Source organism: Acinetobacter sp. AOR18_HL, from assembly GCF_027855145.1.
Taxonomy (GTDB): domain Bacteria; phylum Pseudomonadota; class Gammaproteobacteria; order Pseudomonadales; family Moraxellaceae; genus Acinetobacter; species Acinetobacter pittii.
This window is the reverse complement of the sequence record NZ_JAKTIG010000031.1, coordinates 44,366-63,209: the sequence shown is the minus strand read 5'-3', so window position 1 is coordinate 63,209 and position 18,844 is coordinate 44,366. Positions and strand designations below refer to the sequence as shown.

Here is an 18,844-nt window from a genome sequence, read left to right as displayed (position 1 = left end):
GGGTAAATCACCTTGGCAAACCGAAAACTTAAAATAGGTATTGTAGTTGGGGAAGTTTCTGGAGATACGCTTGGTGTGAAACTTATGCGTAGTTTTCGAGAACAGGGAATCGATGCTGAATTTGAGGGAATCGGTGGTCCCCAAATGATTGCTGAAGGTTTTAACAGTTATTACCCAATGGAAACTCTATCTGTGATGGGGATTGTTGAGGTCTTAAAAGATTTAAAAAAATTATTCGCCGTGCGTGATGGTCTAATCAATCAATGGACTCAACATCCGGTTGATATTTTTATAGGTATTGATGCACCGGATTTTAACCTTAGACTTTCGAAAAGTATTAAGGAAAAGAATCTTCCAATAAAAACAGTTCAATATGTGAGCCCATCAGTTTGGGCGTGGCGCCAAGGGCGTGTTCATGGCATTAAACAGAGTATAGATTTAGTACTTTGTTTATTTCCTTTTGAAAAAGTTTTTTATGAACAATATGAAGTTCCAGCAGCATTTGTCGGACATCCGCTAGCTAAACAATTGCCATTTGAGAATCCTATTCAAATTGCCAAACAGCAATTGGGTATTGATGAAAATCAAAAACATATTGCCTTGTTACCTGGTAGCCGCAAAGGTGAAGTAGAGCGTCTTCTTCCTATGTTACTGGGGGCTGCCAATATTTTGCATACCAAACATCCAGACATTCAATTTTTAATTCCGGCAATTAATGATGCTCGTAAACAACAGATTGAGCAGGGTGTTGAACAATTAGCACCGCAGTTAAAAGCAAAAATTCATATTTTAGAAAATACGGATAGTGAATCGAAAATTGGTCGTATGGTCATGAACGCGAGTGACATTATTGCTTTAGCATCAGGAACGGCGACATTAGAAGCCATGCTGATGCATCGACCAATGGTCACATTCTATAAATTGCATTGGTTAACTTATTTAATTGCTAAATTCTTGGTCAAAATTCCTTATTACTCTTTGCCTAATATTATTGCCGGTAAAAAAGTAATTGAAGAGCTAATTCAAGCTGATGCCACACCTGAAAATTTAGCAGCAGAAATAGAAAAACTAATGAATGTTGAAACCGCTCAAATTCAGGTGATGCAGCACTTAACCATGCATAAACAGCTTATTTCTGGAAATACGGAAGACCCAGTTCAAGTCATCCTAAATGTACTAGAGAAGTAAAAAAAAGGCATTCATATAAGAATGCCTTTTCTATTTATGCACGTACAATCAGCTCGTACCCTGTATATTTACGAATGTTGATAACACCGATATCAAAAATTAAATATTGGCCTTTAATCCCTTGTAAGACACCACGAATTTTTGGTGTTTTATCTAAGTTTAGAGACTTAATTTTTTCAGGATATTGTTCAACTGGGTAAACAAACTCACGTGGCAATTCATTTTCTAGTAGTTCAACCGTTTCGTTAAATTCAAGGTTTTGACTAAATTCTTCACGAATAGTTTGAATTTTAGGGGCGAACTCTTCGATTAATTGATCACGTTGTTCAACCATATTTAAAGGTTCAGCTTCACCCTTGAGGAGTTTTCGCCAATCTGTTTTATCAGCAATTAAAGAACCAAACATGGTTTCAAGCTGACCGGATAAACGGCGTGATCCAACTTTTAAAATAGGTAAGGCTTGAGTTGCACCTTGATCTAACCAACGACCTGGCATATGGCTAACACGCGTAATACCCACTTTTAAAGCACTAGAGTTTGCCAAATATACAATATGTGGTTGGAAACAAACGCTATGGGCAAAGTCATCTTCACGACATGTACCTAAGTGATAGTGACATGATTCAGGTTTCATAATACAAAGGTCACATTCTGCTTTGGTCTTAAAACATTTAAAGCAGTGGCCTTGAGAATAAGACTTTGGTGTTTTAGTGCCACAAGAAGTGCAATAAATATTACCTGTCCATTCGATTTCTAGTTCTTGTCCTAAATTAAAAGGAAGATCAATTTCTGAACGGTCTAATACAAATTTGTATTCAACATTTGCCTTGGTTGTCTGTTGATCAGTTACACTAGCATCTTTTAGGCCTGCATGCATTTTATGGCAAATGCCTTGTAGTTCCATAAAGTTTAAACTCACATCTTTCAATTAAGGGTTGCAGTTATGGCTGAACAAAATGTCATCACTTCTATGCTAGACGATTTATCAAACGAACAGCCCATTCATACTGCACTTTGTATTGGCCAGAAAATTGACCAGAATAACGCAATTCAATGGCACTATTTTACCGTAACTGAGCTTTTAAGTCTGCCTTTTACTCAGCGTTATGACTTGGGTTTTGTATTGTTTGATACTGACGAAATGCAGAACATCAGCGATGTGCAAAAATCACAATTATTAGTAAAGCTAAGAGATTTATTAGCGAAACGAATTGTAGTGGTAAGTAAACGCAGTGATGAGCAGTTATTACGTTCTTTAGGTTTTACTCAACTTATTGATAAAACTTCACATGATAGTGATTTTGCTTTATGGCAATTTAATATATTGACTTATAAACATGTTCCGGACTGGTTTAATTCAAAGTTCTGGGCGAACCCGGAAAACTGGAATAAATTCCGCTGGTAAAAGGGCCTTAAATCTCTTTCAAAATTTAACAATTTGGTTTTTGCTGTCTTAACAAGAATCCGCGTATGCTCATGTATAAACCATACATAAGAGTTACACATGACTAATTTAAGCAATATTATAGAAGTTTTGGCTAAGCAGGCTTTAGGTGGGAATCAGCAAGCGTCAGGTCAAGGTGGTTTAGGTGGAATTTTAGGTTCAGTACTCGGACAAATGGGGGGCAATACTTCTTCGGGCGCTCAAGGTGGCCTTGGAGGAGTATTAGGTTCTGTATTAGGGCAAGTGACTGGCAATAACAGTACACCTCAAACAGGTGGCGGCGTACAAAGTTTATTAATTGCAGTTGTGCCTTTAATTTTAGGTTGGGTACAGCAACAAGGTGGTTTACAAGCTGCATTAGAAAAGTTAAAAGGGGCTGGTTTAGGAAGTCAGGTTCAAAGTTGGGTTGATCCAAATCAAAGTAATAGCGAAGTTCCGACCCAACAGTTACAGAGCCTATTTAATCCGTCTGACATTGAACAAGTTGCCGAGCAAGCTCAAGCGCCCAAAGAGCAAGTTTATGGTGCAATCGCATCGGTTTTACCTCAGGTCATTGACTCTTTAACACCTCAAGGTGACAGTACCGATCATCAAGAAGCAAACCAAGATATTCAAAATGTCATGAATCTTGTAAGTGGTTTTTTAAAATAAGATATAAATCTTAAAAAAGCCGATAAGTTTTATATCGGCTTTTTTTACTCAGGACAAAAAATAAAAGGGCATAAGCCCTTTTATTTTAGATCTGAATCAAACATAACTGATTAGAAGTTATATTCGATACCAGTACCTACAACAGTTTGTTTGTCGTCTTCTTTAATCCAGTCGCGTTTTTGTTGAGCAACGATACCGTAGAAGCGAGCTTGTTTGTTGATTTGGTAATCAAGACCTAAACCGTATAAGTCAATTTTACGATCTTGTTTACCGCTTACTTGTGTTTCAGCAGAAGCGTATTCTGCTTTCACTTTAAGTTTAGTGTTAGGAATTTTATAAGCAGCTGTTACTGCATATGCTTCTTCTTCTAAACCTTTGTAGTTTGTATAGGTATCTGTAGTTTTATCAACACCATCTACACGCGTAGTTTTTGACGTTTTATAAGCAGTCAAGTCATCAGTAGGTTCAGCGTGTTGCCATAAAGCACCTACAACAAAACCAGATTTAGCAATATCATAAGAACCAGTTACACGGTAAGCATCGGTATAAACATCTTTTAGACCGTAAGCTGCATATTTACCTTTAATACCAAAGTCACCAGCAGCAGCAATTGCTAAACCGATATCTTTGTTTTCGTAACCAAGCGATGTTGATACAGAGTCAAAGCTATCATTTTTGCTGTCTTTACCAGTTTCACCTTGTTTGCTATCAGAGGTGCTTTCACCAGTTTGAGCCATGATATTGAATGTTAAACCAGCTAATAATTTAGGGTCTAATTCAAAACCGATCACGTTGTCTAAACGGTTTTCACCGTACATGATATTAGTAATATCTAAACGTGTATCGTCATTAAAGATGTCTTGGTTACCACCAGCAGCTGTTTTAAAGTAAGAATCATACTTACCTACTTTTAATGTACCAACACCTTCAGTTTTTAAACCGATAAAACGGTTACGAGCACTAAGGTCAGTATCAGAACCTGAACCATCAGTAGAAATTGCCCATTCAGCTAAATAAACAGCAGATAACTTATCAGTTAATTTCTCTTCGCCTTTTACCCCAATACGAGAAGAGTTTGAGTTAACTTCGGTAACGTCACTTTTACCATCGAAATTTTTATTATCAACTTGGTTAATAGAAACATTTAGTTTGCCATACAAAGTTGGCGCTGCTTGCACCGCGTTTACGCTCAAAGTTGCAACTGCGGCAGCGAGTAGCAATTTCTTCATTGAGATTTCTCCAAAAGGTATTTAAAAATGGCGTATGCCTAGCTAACTATTTATTTTGTAGTTGACTTATGTACAAAAAGTTACAAAAGCTCACCAACTTGCTAAGCAGTATCGGCAAAATTTGTGACAGAGAAGTGAAGAATAAATGACAGTTTTATGACGTTTAAAATTTAGAAATAAATTAGTTGTTTTCATTTTTTGATAGTTTTTAGACGAAAAAAAGCGGAGTCTAAACTCCGCTTTAACCATATAAAAATCAAAGAGCTGCTTTAATTTTTTCAGCTAATTCTTTAATTTTTTCTTGATCCCCTAACTCAACAGCATGGCGTCCAAGATGATGCACATTTGTTGGAATTAGGTGAAAATGAACATGTGGAACAGTTTGTCCTGCTGCTGCTCCAGAAAGTTGCATCAATACAATACCTTCCAAATTGAGTGCTTTTTCCATTGCCTTAGCAATCTTTTGAACAATTTGTATAGTATAGGCTGCTGCTTCAGCAGGTAAGTCCAGCAGTGTTACAGCAGGTGTTTTTGGAATAACTAATGTATGACCATCGGCTTGAGGCATAATATCCATAAAAGCTAGAACTTGATCATCTTCATAGACTTTTATCGCTGGAAGTTCTCCACGTAAAATTTTTGCGAAGATATTTTGATCATCATATGCCATGTATTATTCCTTTAAAATTATTTACATTTCAATTCTTTTTGACGTTCTTTAATAGCGTCAAGACGTTGTTGCTCTTTGTCAGAAAACTTTGGTTTTGTCGTATGACAGTTTTCATTACCATATTTTTCTTTAGCATCAGGATCTTTAAAACAAAAGCCTTTTGACGCATAAATCAAATTGTAATCATCTTGCAATTTTTGACATTCTTGCTCAGGTGTTGCAGCTTGTACGCCTAAACTAGCAATGCTCACCATGCCAGTAAAGACTGCAACCATAAATTTATTCATGAGCTTTTCCTCAGTTAAAGGTATGAACCTGTACTCAATATAAGGTTTCTTACCAATATTTCAATGACTATTAATTACTCAAGTGTCATTTTGGTTTGAATTTTGGGCAAAAAATGAATAAAATCTTTATATATCAATGTTTTAAAAATAAACAATAAAAACAAAAACTTAACTAAATTTTTATATATCTTTCCATAACTTAACTACTATCTAATACCTTGTAATTGCTCATAATGAATGAAATAGGGGACTTGCTTCTATTAAATAAAAAATCAAAAAGTTCGTAGAAAAGCCATATTTATGACTCATCTTTTGCTGAAAAGACAGTTTTAGTTTGAATTTTGGTCAATGGAAAAGAAAGATATTAATGCCATGATCAAAGAACAAAGCGTGATAATTATCACATTTTGTATTTCAGGATTAGGTGGAATTCACTAGGCCCATTTATTTTAGACGGAAATGGGCTTCTCTTATTGAAACAGAGATAAAATTATTTTCGACTTTTATTTAAGATTAAAATTCACCTGAAAGATGCATTGATTTTACATATTTAAAGTCTTATTATATGGCCCATAATTGCTGCGTTTGATAGTTTTTTGTTTTTATAGCCTATTTCTCCAAATGAAATAGGCTTTTTTTATTAAAGTTATTTCAAATCATGAAAAATAGACGGTTTATAATGATAATGATCATACACGATATTGTATTTCTGTGATCAAATAGATGTATCACTTTCACAATTGCTCTGGTAGTTACTTTATAGCATCAGACCCTTACATATAGTAATAGTATATCCATCATACTTCCTTAAAGGATCTAGTCATTCGTTAAGACTAAATATTAAAGGAACAGGTGATGCCACAATTTTTACTAATTGCTGAAAGAGTTTATAAAAAATTTGAAGAGCAAAAGCTTTTCTCAGAGGATATGATCGAGCATTTGAATAGCTTAGTTAGTATTATTCGACTAGAGATAAAAGACACTTCATACAAATTAAAATATAACTTTATTGATTTTGAAGAATGTTTAAATAAACCTGCAAAGGAATGTTCAGTTAAACTCGATATCAGCTTAATGCCAATTTATAAGAATAAAAGTGAGTACATTATGTGGTTAGCGAGTTTTATCGAAAAAATTACTCTAGGTGGAAGAGAAAATTTTCCACCGCTTACAAATAGTTTACTTCCGAGCTGTATAGTGACTAATCCTTATGTAACAAAACTGGAGCAGGCCAAGGCCTCTTCTGAAAAAAGTGCACAGATGATTGTAAATTACTTTAAATCATCCGATTATAAAAAAGTTAACAAAGTGCCTTCATAGTGAAAATAATAATTTTCTATTAAAACAATAATATTATTGGTAAATGCACTGTTATAAGAGGGTTTATTCCACCCAACCGAATAAAAGCAATAGGTTGAATCATGACCTTATTCTTAAATTTGCGTTGATCGTTCGGTGAGCCATTTTGCTAGTTGTGGCCAGAACTCCAGCGCACTTGCCTGACTCGACATGAGGCCCAAATGACCGCCAGGTATGAGAGTAAACGTAACATCTTGGCTACTGGTTAACTGACTTAATGGTTGAGCTGCATCAGCGGTAACCAGTTGATCACTACGACCCGCGCCCACTAAGAGAGAGCAGTCGATATTTTTTAATTCGATTTTTTTATCTTTTAACTGAATAAAGCCGCGCTTCAATGGATTTTGCAACCAAACATTGAACAACATGTCCTGATTAATTCCACCTGGGTAATCAATCATATTATTTAAAAAGCTACTTAGAGTGGCATGCTCTTGTACGAACTGAAGATCATTAAGGTTTTTAAGTAATTGAATATGACCATCGAACCAGCCTTTAGGGTCGAGAATTTTGAAACCTAAAGAATTTAAAATTCCTGGGCTATGAATCAGACGTTTTGGCAATCCAGAATAAATATGGTCTTGAATTTTTTTATTGCGACCAATCGCGTTGTTTATGGTTCGATAGAGTTTCCCAATATAGCCAGAAGCATAACTGTCTATTGGACTACCAAGAACAATAAGATTTTTAACATAATTTGGATGATTATGCGCTGTATATAAAGTGACGAATATACCTGCCATACTCCATCCGTGAAGCGAGATTTGTTCACTTCCAGAGTGTGTTCTGACAAGTTGTATGGCTTTAGGAATGAAATCTTCAATAAATGATAAAAAGTTAAGATGTCTGTCCTTAAACTTTAAACGGCCCCAATCTACCAAATAGACATCAAAACCAGCATTTTGGAAGTATTTAATAAGAGAACGATAAGGATATAAATCATATATCGCCATATTAATAGCGAGTGGAGCAACAAATACCAAAGGTTCTTTAAATTGTTTTTGGTTAGCGGCGTAATAACGAATACGGGTTTGATTGAATTCACCAATCACTTCAAACGGAGTGCTTTGTGACAATACTAATGTCTGTGGGTGAAATAGTCGGGTAGAGAGGTGCTTGATTTGACTTTGTTCAGAGACAAGGGACTTTAAGCGTTTCATCTTGCTTTTACCAACTATTTACTAAAGTTGAATAAAGTCTAAGCGATAATTTTAAGGTTTACCTTGACCTTAAATACCCTAGACACTCAAAATGATGATAGTTTTTTAGTACATGACCAGTAAAGGCGAACATTTAATGAACCAGTCTGATGATTTAGAATACCAACTTGATACTTTAGCTATTCGTACCGGACATACTCGTAGTTTTGAAGGCGAACATGGCGAACCGATTTTTTTGACTTCATCATTTGTATATGAAAATGCGGCTGAAGCTGCAGCAAAATTTTCTGGTCAGGTTCAAGGAAATATCTATTCTCGTTTTACTAATCCGACTGTATCGATGTTCGAAAAACGTTTAGCAGCTTTAGATGGTGCTGAACGAGCTGTAGCGACGAGCTCTGGAATGGGCGCAATTTTGTCAGTTGCTATGGCATATCTAAAAGCGGGTGATCATGTTATTTGCTCAAGAGCAGTTTTTGGTTCAGTTGTTGCTTTGTTTGAAAAATATATTGCCAAGTTTGGTGTAGACATTACATTTGTTGATTTGTGTGATTTAGACGAGTGGAAAAATGCTGTACGTCCTGAAACCAAACTTTTCTTTGTTGAGTCACCGTCTAACCCTCTAGCTGAGATTGCAGATATACAAGCGCTAGCAGATATCGCCCATGCGAATGGCGCATTACTTGCGGTTGATAACAGTTTCTGTACACCTGTTTTGCAGCAACCACTCAAGTTTGGTGCGGATCTTGTGATTTACTCTGCGACTAAATACTTAGATGGCCAAGGCCGAGCATTAGGCGGTGCTGTTGTTGGTAATCATCAGTTGTTAGAAGAAGTCTTTGGTGTTGTTCGTACGCTTGGACCATCAATGAGCCCATTTAATGCATGGGTTTTCTTAAAAGGTCTAGAAACTTTAGGTTTACGTATGAAAGCACACTGTGAGAGTGCTCAAATTCTTGCAGAATGGTTATCTACTCATGAAAAGGTAGAGAAGGTTTACTACGCTGGTTTACCAGCTCATGAAGGTCATAAACTTGCTGCTAAACAGCAAAATGGCTTTGGCGGTATTGTATCCTTCGTTGTTAAAGGCGAGCGTGAAGGTGCTTGGAAGGTTATTGATAATACTAAGTTTATCTCGATTACTGGTAATCTAGGTGATGTGAAATCGACGATTACCCATCCAGCAACCACAACTCATGGCAAACTTTCTGTTGAAGCAAAAGAAGCAGCTAGTATTCAAGAAGGTCTAATTCGTGTTTCTGTTGGTCTAGAAGATATTAATGACATTATTGGTGATATCTCGCGTGGATTAGATTTAATCTAATTAAATTATGTTTGTTATGGAAAAGTCACATTTATTTTAATGTGGCTTTTTTGTGTTACTAATAAGCAACAATAGCAATAAAAAGTCTACGTTTTGTTATAAATCAGTCTAAAATTTCAACGTATAAAAGTTCTAAATTTAATAAAAATAACAAAGAGAGTCTTTAGTCATGCTTAAACCAATAATTATTTTAGTTGCGATAGGGGCAATTGGTCTGGTTGGATATAGAGTATTTGCCCAAAAAGATGAACCAACACAGATGAGTGAAACTGTATTATTAATTAATGATGCAAACAAATCTGTTCAAGATGCTGATCTTTCAATAGAAAAAGCCAATACTTCGTTCAAGAAAGTTCCCTTAAGTGAATATAAAACAAACAATAAAAGTCTACAGGCTGCCCAGTAACTTTTCTAAATTTTACTTTTTTCTACTCATCAAAAAGTTTTCTACATAAAAGCTTTATAGTGGATTGACCATAGAAAATAGTTTCATAGATACCAATAGAAAACATTGATTTATTGTGTCAGAATTACGGATTAATTTTGATTTAAACGTACTAACCTCAATGATCTTGATGATCTATAGGGGGAGTAGAAAGAGTTTAAGTTTTGCAGTGTTATGTGACTATCAATAATACTTGAAATATTTGATAGAGATACGGAGTTAGGTTTATGAATATCAATATGCTTATGCAGCAAGCGCAGCGCATGCAAAAAGATATGGAATCAAATATAAAAAAGGCTAAAGAAGAGCTTGCTCAAACTGAAGTACACGCTGAAGCGGGCGGTGGTTTAGTTAAAGTCACAATGACTGGCCGTTATATCGTAAAACGTATCGAAATTAATCCAGAATTACTTCAAGATGAACCAGACATGATTGAAGACTTAATTGCTGCCGCAGTAAATGATGCTGTGCGTCAAGCAGAAGTGATTTCTGAAGAAAAAATGCAAAAAGCAAATTCTGGTATGGGTTTACCACCTGGCTTAGCGGGCATGTTCTAAGGAAATTCAGTGTTTAGCGATAGATTTGAACAACTCGTTCAAGCTTTACGTATATTGCCAAGCGTTGGTCCGAAGTCGGCTCAACGTATGGCTTTACATCTTTTGATGAAAAATCGAGAAGGGGCATTTGCATTAGCGCATGCTTTACATGAGGCTTCAAGTTATATACATGAATGTAGTGTCTGCCATTCTCTGACTGAACATGAAATTTGTGATATTTGCGCCTCAACTGACAGAGATGATCAGTTATTGTGTGTGGTTGAATCACCAGCGGATGTGATGGCGATTGAGCAAAGCGGTAGCTTTCGTGGAAAATACCATGTTTTAGGTGGCCATCTTTCTCCATTAGATGGTATTGGTCCGGAAGAAATTGGTATTCCTTATCTCATTCAGCGTCTAAGCCAAGGTACTATTGAAGAAGTCATTTTGGCAACCAATGCGACGGTAGAAGGACAAGCGACAGCCCATTATTTGGTAGAGGCGACTAAACATTTACCAATACAAATGACGCGTATTGCTCAAGGTGTACCTCAGGGTGGTGAACTCGAATACGTAGATAGCCATACTTTAAGTCAGGCAGTGCATAACCGCATGAGAATGAAATAAGCATTCCGATGCTTATTTCATTAATGAATGTACTATCAATTTGATTAAATTTATTAATTAAATTCAGTTATTAAACATAAATATTATTCTGTCTTTTATTATTAAAGATAGTTTAAATAAAATATGAATATAAGAATGAAAAAGATCTTATAAATTTTAAATAAAGAACATTTGGAGATAAATTTAAAAAGTACAAATAAAAGATCAAAAAATTATCTATTTTCGAAAAATTGTTCAAAAATAGAGTATTCATAAAGGTTTAAGTGGCATTTTTCTGCTTCTATGTTATATATACCAGAGTTTAAAGCACTCTTTGCAATACTTGAGAAAGCATGTTTCAGTTTATCCAACAGCAAACCGAATTGGTTGATGTTCTTCAAAAAATGGATCAATGTTCAATATATGGACTTGATACAGAATTTATTAAGGTTGACACACTCTGGCCTAAACTTGGAGTATGCCAAGTCAATGTAAATGGTGATGTCTATCTGTTGGATGGTGTTTCATTAGATCTAAGTCAGTTTTGGAAAAAGATTTTTCTCGCGCAGCAAAACATTTTTCATGCATGTGGAGAAGATATTGATTTAATCTATCATTATGCTGATCAAGAAGATTTGCTTAATGTGTTTGATACTCAAGTGGGCCTTTCTTTTTTAGGTCATGGCCTGCAAGTGAGTTACCAAGGTGCTTTAAAACTTTGTCTTGATATTGATATTGAAAAAGATCAAACCAGATCTGATTGGTTAGCTAGACCTTTATCGCCTCAACAACTTTGTTATGCTGCTAACGATGTTTTATATCTAATGAAGTTAGCTCATCATATTCAAGAACAGCTTAAGCAGAAAGGGCTTTATAACTATGTTCTTGAGGACTGTAGTAGTCTAACTAAAGAAATCATTAGTGAAACCCCTAACGAATTACTATATACCGATGTGGGAAATTATCGTCACTCACGTCGTCAGCTAATGCAATTACAAAATTTAAGTGAATGGCGTGAATACATTGTGAAAGCAACGAATCAGCCACGCAGTTTTATTCTTAGAAATTCAACCATGATTGATATGGTTGAAAAAAACCCTCGCAATAGCTTTCAACTTTCGCAAGTTAAAGATATTCGTCCAAACGTAGTTCGCGAGTACGGCAAAACGATTTTAGAACTTCTTAAAGATTTGCCAGTCGAAAGCAAATGGCCATCAAAGATTGCAAAACCATTTAAGATTACGTCTAAAGAGACTTTAAATAAAATGGATATGGTACTTGCTCATGCAATAAATGAGACTTCTATTCCTAAAGAAGTGTTGTTGAGAAAAAAATGGTTAAACGCCATTCATCAACATGTTCTATGTCAAGGGGATGAACAGGATTTACCTGACTATCTATTAGGATGGCGTTATGAGTTATTAACGCAACCATTAATCCAATTGTTTCAAGAAGAAAAACAAAGTTTATCTATTTAAAAGGCAATAAATAATTAGAAATTTAAAGGCTCATCATATGATGAGCCTTTTTAACTAAAGCATAACCATTCTGTTAAATTTTTAATTAATTACTATTTAAAATGAGCTAATTATAATATCTAAGTATACAAAAAATAGATTTTCTGTAGTTTATCTAAATAATTATTTAATTTCATAAAATAATGTAATAAAGTAAATATAATTTGAAATTTCAATAATGAATTAAATTAACTTATATAATGAGAAAAATTCAATTGATTAAACATACAGGTCTGTATATTCTTGGATTTAAGAAAAACAACTTCAATTTATATAATATATAACTATAAGTTTGTTTCGGTGCAGAAATGAAAAGCCTACCCAATTGGGTAGGCTTTTTTATTTTTAATGATATGGATCAGTTAAAGTGACTTAATTTATGAAATTTAAAAATGAGTATTAAAATCTACAGATATTATCTAAATGAATCAGCAAGTTTAGACACAACTTCTTCAACTTTTTGAAAAGCATTTTCTAATGACTCTATATGCCTATGATCTCCAAACTCTTGATACTCAGAAGTAATTTCATAAATTTTTTCTACGCCTAAATATTTGCTCAGTGTACGAATGTGGGGTACAAGATGACTCATATCATGCCGAATCCCATCTTTCTCAAACCCAAATTCACCGCTGGAAGTGATAATAATTAAAATTTTTCCAGTTAAAAGAGGTTGTAAGGGAAAGTCTCCACGAGCTAGGTCAAAATCAAATGTTTTATTGATACGAATAATTTGATCAAACCATGCTTTCAGTTGAGCAGGCATGCCGTAATTGTACATAGGTGAAGAAATTACAAGAATATCTGAGCTCGAAACTTCTGCTATTAATTGATCTGATATAGATAAAACATCACGTTGAGCTTCGGTCCTTTTATTGTCAGGTGTGAATACAGCATCAATCCAGTCTTGATTAATAAAGGGTGGTGGATTCATTCCTACGTCACGATAAATATACTCATCTATAGACAATTGTTGTTTCCAAGAGTTGATCAACCGACTGGCAATATTTTTTGAAATAGAATTGTGATTTGGGTTGGGGTTAATCGCAGCTCTGACACTAGCATCTATATGTAATATTTTACTCATCATTAATTCCAGAAAAGTTAGGATTTAATTTATTTTGAGTTTTAAAACATAAGTAGACAAACGAGAAAATTACAATTATAGATGATTTTAGTTCATCTATAATTGTAAATGGGGAGGAGACATGCAAGTTTCTTTGCAAGCACTTAAAGCATTTGAATCAGCCGCTCGATTGGGTAGTTTTAAGTTGGCTGCTGAAGAACTCTCGCTTACACCGACTGCAATTTCACATCATGTTGCGAATCTAGAAAGCAGATTAAATGTTGATTTATTTCATCGACAGGTAAGGAAAATAACCCTTACAACGACAGGGCAAAGACTTGCTGGAGCAATTTCTGAAGGATTTCGTAAAATTGAAGATGCACTAGATGAAATAACAGTAAATGGAAACATAGTAAGAGTCGCTAGTACGTCTTCACTAGCTGCAATGCTGCTAATTCCTTCAATAAATGAATTTTATCAATTGCATCCCAATATATCTGTTGAGTTTTCTACAGGCGAAACTTTAGATAATCACTTATATACATTACCTATTCGTTATGGTGACGTATCTTTTATCCCGTCTCAAGATATCGTTAAATATGAGTCTTTTAATGTATTTGGTTCATCCAAACTTGATCTGCTTAAATGCTCTAGTGAACCAATAACTTTATTTACGACAGAATGGAAAAATAAGACGTTACCAAGCCCACCACTAGAGGCTTGGCTTGAGAAAAATGAATGGAACCCAAAGAAGGTGATAATTAAGAAATTTGATCAGGAAATTTTTGGGATACATGAGGCTTTATCTGCCAATGGATTAGTATTTTGTTCTACTACACTTTCCCAAAGGTTTGTTAAGGCGAATCTTTTACAGGAGTTTAAAACTAAAGCCGTTCAATCAAAGCTATGTTACTACATTCCAAATAAGGAAGATCTTAAAAATAGAAATGCCAGAAAATTTATTGAATGGGTAGAAAGTTTATTCAATCAATAAACTTATATCTCTGATTAGTTTTAACTACATAACACTAAAACTTATATAGCCTTTTTATGCTATAAAATTAGATAAATTAATAATTAGAGAGATAAATATGCTTAACAACTTTAATGCTGAACAAGCTCGTCAAAATGCTAAAAACTTTAAAATAAATCAAGACGTCATATTAGAAAAAATTTTAACTGGTACTGAGTCTGAATCTAAAGAGGGGAAGCGAAAAGCAACTTTCTGGTTTCCTGTGGATGCTATAAGTCCTGATCATCTTACACTGGTTGAAGAGGAACTTAGAAGCAGAGGTTTTAATGTCTCAACTGATATTGAGCACTCCGGTACTACGATTACAATTGAAATAAGCTTCTAATGAATGATTGTTTTAACTAAACCACTCTTAAAAAAGAGTGGTTTTTTACTGTATGTTTTTCCATGTTTTAAATGAAGTTAAATATAAATTTATTTACAATTAAATTTATATTAATCAGGATTTTATTTGACAGGTTCTATCTTGTTCTGTAGCTTTACTTTTTAAGTGGAATATGGATATGAACTTCCAAACAATACTTTTATCTTTCAAAAATCAATCTACTGGTACAGATGCATTTAAAGACTTAAAAAATGCATGTGAGCAGTCTCTTAAAGAATCTCAAGATACAAAAGAAAAAGCAGCAGTTTACCTAATCTACGGTTTTGCACGTAGTTATGTAATCTTATATGAAGATGAAGCGGTAACGACCGAATTCGCCCATACTTCTAAAATCAAACTCATCGCTTATATGGAAAGTCTTAATGAAGCTTTATTAAGTCAAGATGATAGCGCTATTTTGAGTGCCTTAAATCAAGTAAGCGATGACTATATAAAAAGCTCTCGCGTCTTCTAGAAAAAAATTAACATGTCCTTAAATAAAAAATACTTCTTTAGTTTGGGCTAAAGAAGTATTTATTTTTATATATTAATGGGACTTTTTCTTACCGCCACCATCTTGTTTATTGACGGTAGACCATGCAATTCGTTCGGCTTCTTCTTGAGAATGGCCTCTATCTACTTCACTCTCAACAATATGTTTGGCCTGACGTTTTTGCTTTGCTGTATAAGCAGTTTTATCACCACGAGGCATAAGTTCATCCTCCATATCTATGAACAAGATACTTATTATTGAAACATATCTCGCTATTAAACGAGTTAAGTAACATCTGGTGATGTGTAGTGAAGTAGTTAAAAGTTTTACTTAAGTGTGTATTCTTAAATAGGTGAAAAAAAAATTTATTATTTTGATAGCTTAAGTATAAATCTTGCAAGAACACTATTATCAAATCTTTGATGATGAATACTTTTTTAAAATCCAAGAACTGCTTTTATTTTAATAAAATAGATTTTATATTTTAATATTTAAAATCAAAAACTTATATTATTTTTATGAAATCTAACTCCTGTTTGGAACAAAGTTATTATCGACCTTAATCAATGTTGTAGGTTAATATTTCTCAAGAATTAAAAAAACGACTGATGCGTAAACAAACCTGCGTGTGTGTGTCGTTTTTTTTCATGTATGCTGTCCTTAGTTCAAGAGTTGATTTGAAATGCACTGTGATATTTATAGATCGAGCAAAAAAGATGAAATGTACATGTATATTGCTCGTCCAAACTATCCTGACAATACGGAACAAGCTGATCCGTTTGAAAATGTTCCTGAAGCTGTTTTACAAGCGTTTGGTCGTGCAACGTTTGTCATGCATTTAGAGTTGGCTCCAACACGTAAATTGGCGCGTGTTAATGTTTTACATGTTTTAGACTCATTACAAACAAAAGGTTTCTTTATTCAGATGCCGCCAGAAGGGTTAATTAACCCGAATGCAGTTGAACCAGAGGGCTTACGTGGTGCGTGAAGATCAAACTGGAATAATGAATCAATTATTTTCTTTTTTGGATGTTATTCCTGAAGGTGCTATTGCTTTAACAGCTTATGGAATAGGCGCTATTATTGCTTTGTGGTGTTGGTGGCGATTAATGCGCCGTCTTCCTACCACCTTTGGTGCAATTAGCTGGCTGATTGTATTTGCTATTTTAGTTACACCAACAGTGTCTGAAGGACCGAATGCATCTGTAGCACCTGCTATTTTTGGACTTCTTTTTGGTGTTTTAACTAAAGATAGTCCGTTAATTTGGTCAAATTTATCTTTAATTCTGTTTGTAGTTGGTCTAGGTTTGGTGATTGGATATTGTTGGTCAAAATATTCAACAAACAAAAACATGCGTTCCATCTAACCATTGAAATAGAAAAATAAGGTCTTTACATGTCTGCTGATACCCAACATTTTACCGGTACAGATCAATATATCGCGACTGATAGTCTTAAGCTTGCTGTAAAAGCAGCTCGTGCTTTGCAAAAGCCTTTACTAATTAAGGGTGAACCGGGCACGGGTAAAACTTTACTTGCTGAACAAGTGGCACAAAGTTTGGGTTTAAAACTGATTACTTGGCATATCAAATCTACAACTAAAGCGCAGCAAGGATTGTATGAATATGATGCAGTTTCTCGTTTAAGAGACAGCCAGTTAGGTGATGACCGAGTTTACGATATTAAGAACTATATTAAACCTGGTAAATTGTGGGAAGCTTTCACCAGTGAAGAGCGTTGCGTATTATTAATTGATGAAATTGATAAGGCCGATATCGAGTTTCCAAATGACTTGTTGCATGAACTCGATAAAATGTCTTTTTATGTTTATGAAACGAATGAAACAATTACGGCAACGCAACGCCCAATTGTAATTATTACTTCAAATAATGAAAAAGAATTGCCAGATGCTTTCTTGCGTCGTTGCTTCTTCCACTATATTGAGTTTCCAGATGAAGCCACAATGCGAGAAATCATTGCGGTTCATTTCCCAAATATCTCTGCAACATTGGTGAACGAAGCTTTACAGGTTTTCTTTAAACTACGTGAAATTCCTAATTTGAAGAAACCACCATCAACCTCTGAGTTAATTGATTGGTTAAGCTTACTCATGGCAGATGATATGCCTGAAGATGTATTACGTAATCGAGATACATCTAAAGCTATTCCACCTTTATATGGTGCTCTCATCAAAAACGAGCAAGATGTACAACTTCTCGAACGCTTGGCTTTCATGTCTCGACGTTAAGGGAGGGAGTAACCCATGTTTGTGCGGTTATTTTACACCTTACGTAAATATGGTGTTCCAGTTACCACTCGTGAACTCATTGATCTAAACCGTGCGGTGAGTGAAGGTTTGGTTTTTGCCGACCAAGAAGAGTTCTATCAGCTTGCTAAAACTATTTTAGTTAAAGATGAGCGATTTTTTGATAAGTTTGATCGTGCCATGAAAGATTACTTTGATGGCATTGAAACTTTTGATATCGATGAGTTGCTTAAGCAAGTTCATAAATTACCAAAAGACTGGTTCGATTTAGAACTTCTCGAAAAGCATTTAACACCAGAGCAAAGAGCTGAACTTCAAAAAGCAGGTTCTTTAGAAGAACTGATGAAAATGCTAGAAGAGCGTTTACGCGAACAGCATAAGAAACACCAAGGTGGTAACCGTATGGTTGGCACAGGTGGAACTTCACCTTTTGGAGCTTTTGGTGACCATCCAGAAGGCGTCAGAATTGGTGGGCCAGGGCGTAAACGTTCGGCGGTTAAAGTCTGGGAACAGCGGAAATACCAAAATCTAGATGATGACCAAGTTCTTGGAACTCGTCAGATGCAAATTGCGTTACGACGTTTACGCAAATTTGCTCGCCAAGGCGCAGCTGAAGAGTTAGACGTTGATGGAACTATTCGAGAAACAGCCAAACAAGGTATTCTTGATGTTCAAATGGTGCCAGAGCGTCGTAATCGAATAAAAGTACTCATGTTGTTTGATGTGGGTGGTTCGATGGATGCGCACATTGCCCAGTGTGAAAAACTCTTTAGTGCTGCTAAAAGTGAGTTTAAGACACTCGAATACTTCTATTTCCATAATTGTCTCTATGACTATGTCTGGAAAGATAACTACCGCAGAACAGCCACCCGTATGAATACATGGGATCTATTTCACACCTATGGACGCGACTATCGTGTAATTGTAGTGGGCGATGCCAGTATGGCACCGTATGAGTTGAAATCGGTAGGTGGCTCGGTTGAATATATGAATGATGAAACAGGTGAGGTTTGGTTACGTCGCCTACGTCAACATTTTGATAAAACAGCATGGTTAAACCCTGAAACTGAAGGGTATTGGCATTACACTCAAACCATTGGTTGGATTAAAGAGATTTTTGAAAACCATATGTATCCAATGACCCTAAAAGGTATTGAGGATCTGACGCGTTACCTTTCTCGATAAACTTGATAACTTTAATAATTT

23 protein-coding genes are annotated in these 18,844 nt (G+C 35.1%); 16 read left to right on the top strand and 7 right to left on the bottom strand.

The features are described from left to right. Window positions 1–12 precede the first annotated feature (12 nt). Window positions 13–1,188 carry a lipid-A-disaccharide synthase gene (gene lpxB / locus MKL51_RS08415; protein WP_017482228.1) on the top strand — a complete coding sequence of 392 codons (1,176 nt, stop codon included), beginning with the start codon at window positions 13–15 and terminating at the stop codon, window positions 1,186–1,188. A gap of 34 nt (window positions 1,189–1,222) precedes the next feature. On the opposite strand, the gene MKL51_RS08410 is transcribed toward lpxB, so the two are convergent. Beyond that, window positions 1,223–2,092, bottom strand: coding sequence for a DUF2797 domain-containing protein (locus MKL51_RS08410; RefSeq protein WP_017482227.1), 870 nt, complete (start codon window positions 2,090–2,092; stop codon window positions 1,223–1,225). 39 nt (window positions 2,093–2,131) lie between these two features. On the opposite strand from MKL51_RS08410, the gene MKL51_RS08405 reads away from it, so the two are divergent. Both MKL51_RS08405 and MKL51_RS08400 read left to right on the top strand, forming a co-directional pair. Further along, window positions 2,132–2,593, top strand: a complete 462-nt coding sequence (locus MKL51_RS08405) for a DUF6231 family protein (RefSeq protein WP_005069394.1) — start codon at window positions 2,132–2,134, stop codon at window positions 2,591–2,593. Window positions 2,594–2,692: 99 nt separating this feature from the next. Beyond that, entirely contained in the window at window positions 2,693–3,283 is a 591-nt protein-coding gene (locus MKL51_RS08400; protein WP_017482226.1) for a YidB family protein, read from the top strand. 110 nt (window positions 3,284–3,393) lie between these two features. Here the strand turns inward: MKL51_RS08400 and MKL51_RS08395 are convergent, their stop codons facing one another. The 3 genes from MKL51_RS08395 to MKL51_RS08385 form a co-directional block, all read right to left on the bottom strand. Beyond that, window positions 3,394–4,512 (bottom strand): porin, encoded by a 1,119-nt coding sequence (locus MKL51_RS08395; protein ID WP_002122289.1) that lies wholly within the window; start codon window positions 4,510–4,512, stop codon window positions 3,394–3,396. Between the two features lie 256 nt (window positions 4,513–4,768). Beyond that, window positions 4,769–5,182, bottom strand: coding sequence for an HIT family protein (locus MKL51_RS08390; protein ID WP_005069390.1), 414 nt, complete (start codon window positions 5,180–5,182; stop codon window positions 4,769–4,771). Between the two features lie 17 nt (window positions 5,183–5,199). Beyond that, a complete protein-coding gene (locus MKL51_RS08385; protein ID WP_002122146.1) occupies window positions 5,200–5,469 on the bottom strand; it encodes a YARHG domain-containing protein in 270 nt (89 codons plus the stop codon). Between the two features lie 855 nt (window positions 5,470–6,324). Between MKL51_RS08385 and MKL51_RS08380 the strand changes: the two genes are divergently transcribed. Next, window positions 6,325–6,789, top strand: a complete 465-nt coding sequence (locus tag MKL51_RS08380) for a hypothetical protein (protein ID WP_017482225.1) — start codon at window positions 6,325–6,327, stop codon at window positions 6,787–6,789. A 113-nt stretch (window positions 6,790–6,902) separates the two neighbouring features. Here MKL51_RS08380 and MKL51_RS08375 read toward each other — a convergent pair whose 3' ends face one another. Then, a complete protein-coding gene (locus MKL51_RS08375; protein ID WP_017482224.1) occupies window positions 6,903–7,988 on the bottom strand; it encodes an alpha/beta fold hydrolase in 1,086 nt (361 codons plus the stop codon). Window positions 7,989–8,124: 136 nt separating this feature from the next. Here MKL51_RS08375 and MKL51_RS08370 point away from each other — a divergent pair, with 136 nt between their 5' ends. The 5 genes from MKL51_RS08370 (at window position 8,125) to MKL51_RS08350 (ending at window position 12,377) form a co-directional block, all read left to right on the top strand. After that, window positions 8,125–9,312: an O-succinylhomoserine sulfhydrylase gene (locus MKL51_RS08370; protein ID WP_025468526.1), complete on the top strand. Its 1,188-nt coding sequence runs from the start codon at window positions 8,125–8,127 to the stop codon at window positions 9,310–9,312. Window positions 9,313–9,481: 169 nt separating this feature from the next. Continuing rightward, the gene (locus MKL51_RS08365) at window positions 9,482–9,718 is read left to right on the top strand and encodes a hypothetical protein (protein WP_017482222.1); all 237 of its coding nucleotides are present in this window, start codon (window positions 9,482–9,484) and stop codon (window positions 9,716–9,718) included. 266 nt (window positions 9,719–9,984) lie between these two features. Then, a complete protein-coding gene (locus MKL51_RS08360; RefSeq protein WP_002113538.1) occupies window positions 9,985–10,314 on the top strand; it encodes a YbaB/EbfC family nucleoid-associated protein in 330 nt (109 codons plus the stop codon). A gap of 9 nt (window positions 10,315–10,323) precedes the next feature. Continuing rightward, window positions 10,324–10,920 carry a recombination mediator RecR gene (gene recR, locus MKL51_RS08355; RefSeq protein ID WP_002113756.1) on the top strand — a complete coding sequence of 199 codons (597 nt, stop codon included), beginning with the start codon at window positions 10,324–10,326 and terminating at the stop codon, window positions 10,918–10,920. Between the two features lie 332 nt (window positions 10,921–11,252). Then, window positions 11,253–12,377: a ribonuclease D gene (locus MKL51_RS08350; protein ID WP_002113905.1), complete on the top strand. Its 1,125-nt coding sequence runs from the start codon at window positions 11,253–11,255 to the stop codon at window positions 12,375–12,377. Between the two features lie 454 nt (window positions 12,378–12,831). Here the strand turns inward: MKL51_RS08350 and MKL51_RS08345 are convergent, their stop codons facing one another. After that, window positions 12,832–13,506, bottom strand: a complete 675-nt coding sequence (locus tag MKL51_RS08345; protein ID WP_080612996.1) for an FMN-dependent NADH-azoreductase — start codon at window positions 13,504–13,506, stop codon at window positions 12,832–12,834. Between the two features lie 118 nt (window positions 13,507–13,624). Between MKL51_RS08345 and MKL51_RS08340 the strand changes: the two genes are divergently transcribed. The 3 genes from MKL51_RS08340 to MKL51_RS08330 all read left to right on the top strand — a co-directional run bounded on the left by MKL51_RS08340 (window position 13,625) and on the right by MKL51_RS08330 (window position 15,354). Then, entirely contained in the window at window positions 13,625–14,476 is an 852-nt protein-coding gene (locus MKL51_RS08340; RefSeq protein ID WP_017482220.1) for a LysR family transcriptional regulator, read from the top strand. A gap of 97 nt (window positions 14,477–14,573) precedes the next feature. Then, a complete protein-coding gene (locus MKL51_RS08335) occupies window positions 14,574–14,840 on the top strand; it encodes a hypothetical protein (RefSeq protein WP_014206661.1) in 267 nt (88 codons plus the stop codon). A gap of 178 nt (window positions 14,841–15,018) precedes the next feature. Then, complete coding sequence (locus tag MKL51_RS08330) at window positions 15,019–15,354, top strand: hypothetical protein (RefSeq protein WP_017482219.1); 336 nt, start codon at window positions 15,019–15,021, stop codon at window positions 15,352–15,354. A 72-nt stretch (window positions 15,355–15,426) separates the two neighbouring features. On the opposite strand, the gene MKL51_RS08325 is transcribed toward MKL51_RS08330, so the two are convergent. Beyond that, window positions 15,427–15,591, bottom strand: a complete 165-nt coding sequence (locus MKL51_RS08325) for a hypothetical protein (RefSeq protein WP_002113596.1) — start codon at window positions 15,589–15,591, stop codon at window positions 15,427–15,429. 463 nt (window positions 15,592–16,054) lie between these two features. Here MKL51_RS08325 and MKL51_RS08320 point away from each other — a divergent pair, with 463 nt between their 5' ends. Genes MKL51_RS08320 through MKL51_RS08305 form a run of 4 tightly spaced genes read left to right on the top strand, consistent with a single transcriptional unit; the run spans window position 16,055 to window position 18,823 of the window. Further along, window positions 16,055–16,360 carry a YcgL domain-containing protein gene (locus MKL51_RS08320; RefSeq protein ID WP_005069366.1) on the top strand — a complete coding sequence of 102 codons (306 nt, stop codon included), beginning with the start codon at window positions 16,055–16,057 and terminating at the stop codon, window positions 16,358–16,360. Beyond that, entirely contained in the window at window positions 16,353–16,739 is a 387-nt protein-coding gene (locus tag MKL51_RS08315; RefSeq protein ID WP_057089810.1) for a hypothetical protein, read from the top strand. The genes MKL51_RS08320 and MKL51_RS08315 overlap by 8 nt, the downstream gene beginning before the upstream one ends. 29 nt (window positions 16,740–16,768) lie before the next feature. Continuing rightward, complete coding sequence (locus MKL51_RS08310) at window positions 16,769–17,620, top strand: AAA family ATPase (protein WP_002113662.1); 852 nt, start codon at window positions 16,769–16,771, stop codon at window positions 17,618–17,620. 15 nt (window positions 17,621–17,635) lie between these two features. Further along, a complete protein-coding gene (locus tag MKL51_RS08305; protein ID WP_002113937.1) occupies window positions 17,636–18,823 on the top strand; it encodes a vWA domain-containing protein in 1,188 nt (395 codons plus the stop codon). Window positions 18,824–18,844: the final 21 nt, after the last annotated feature.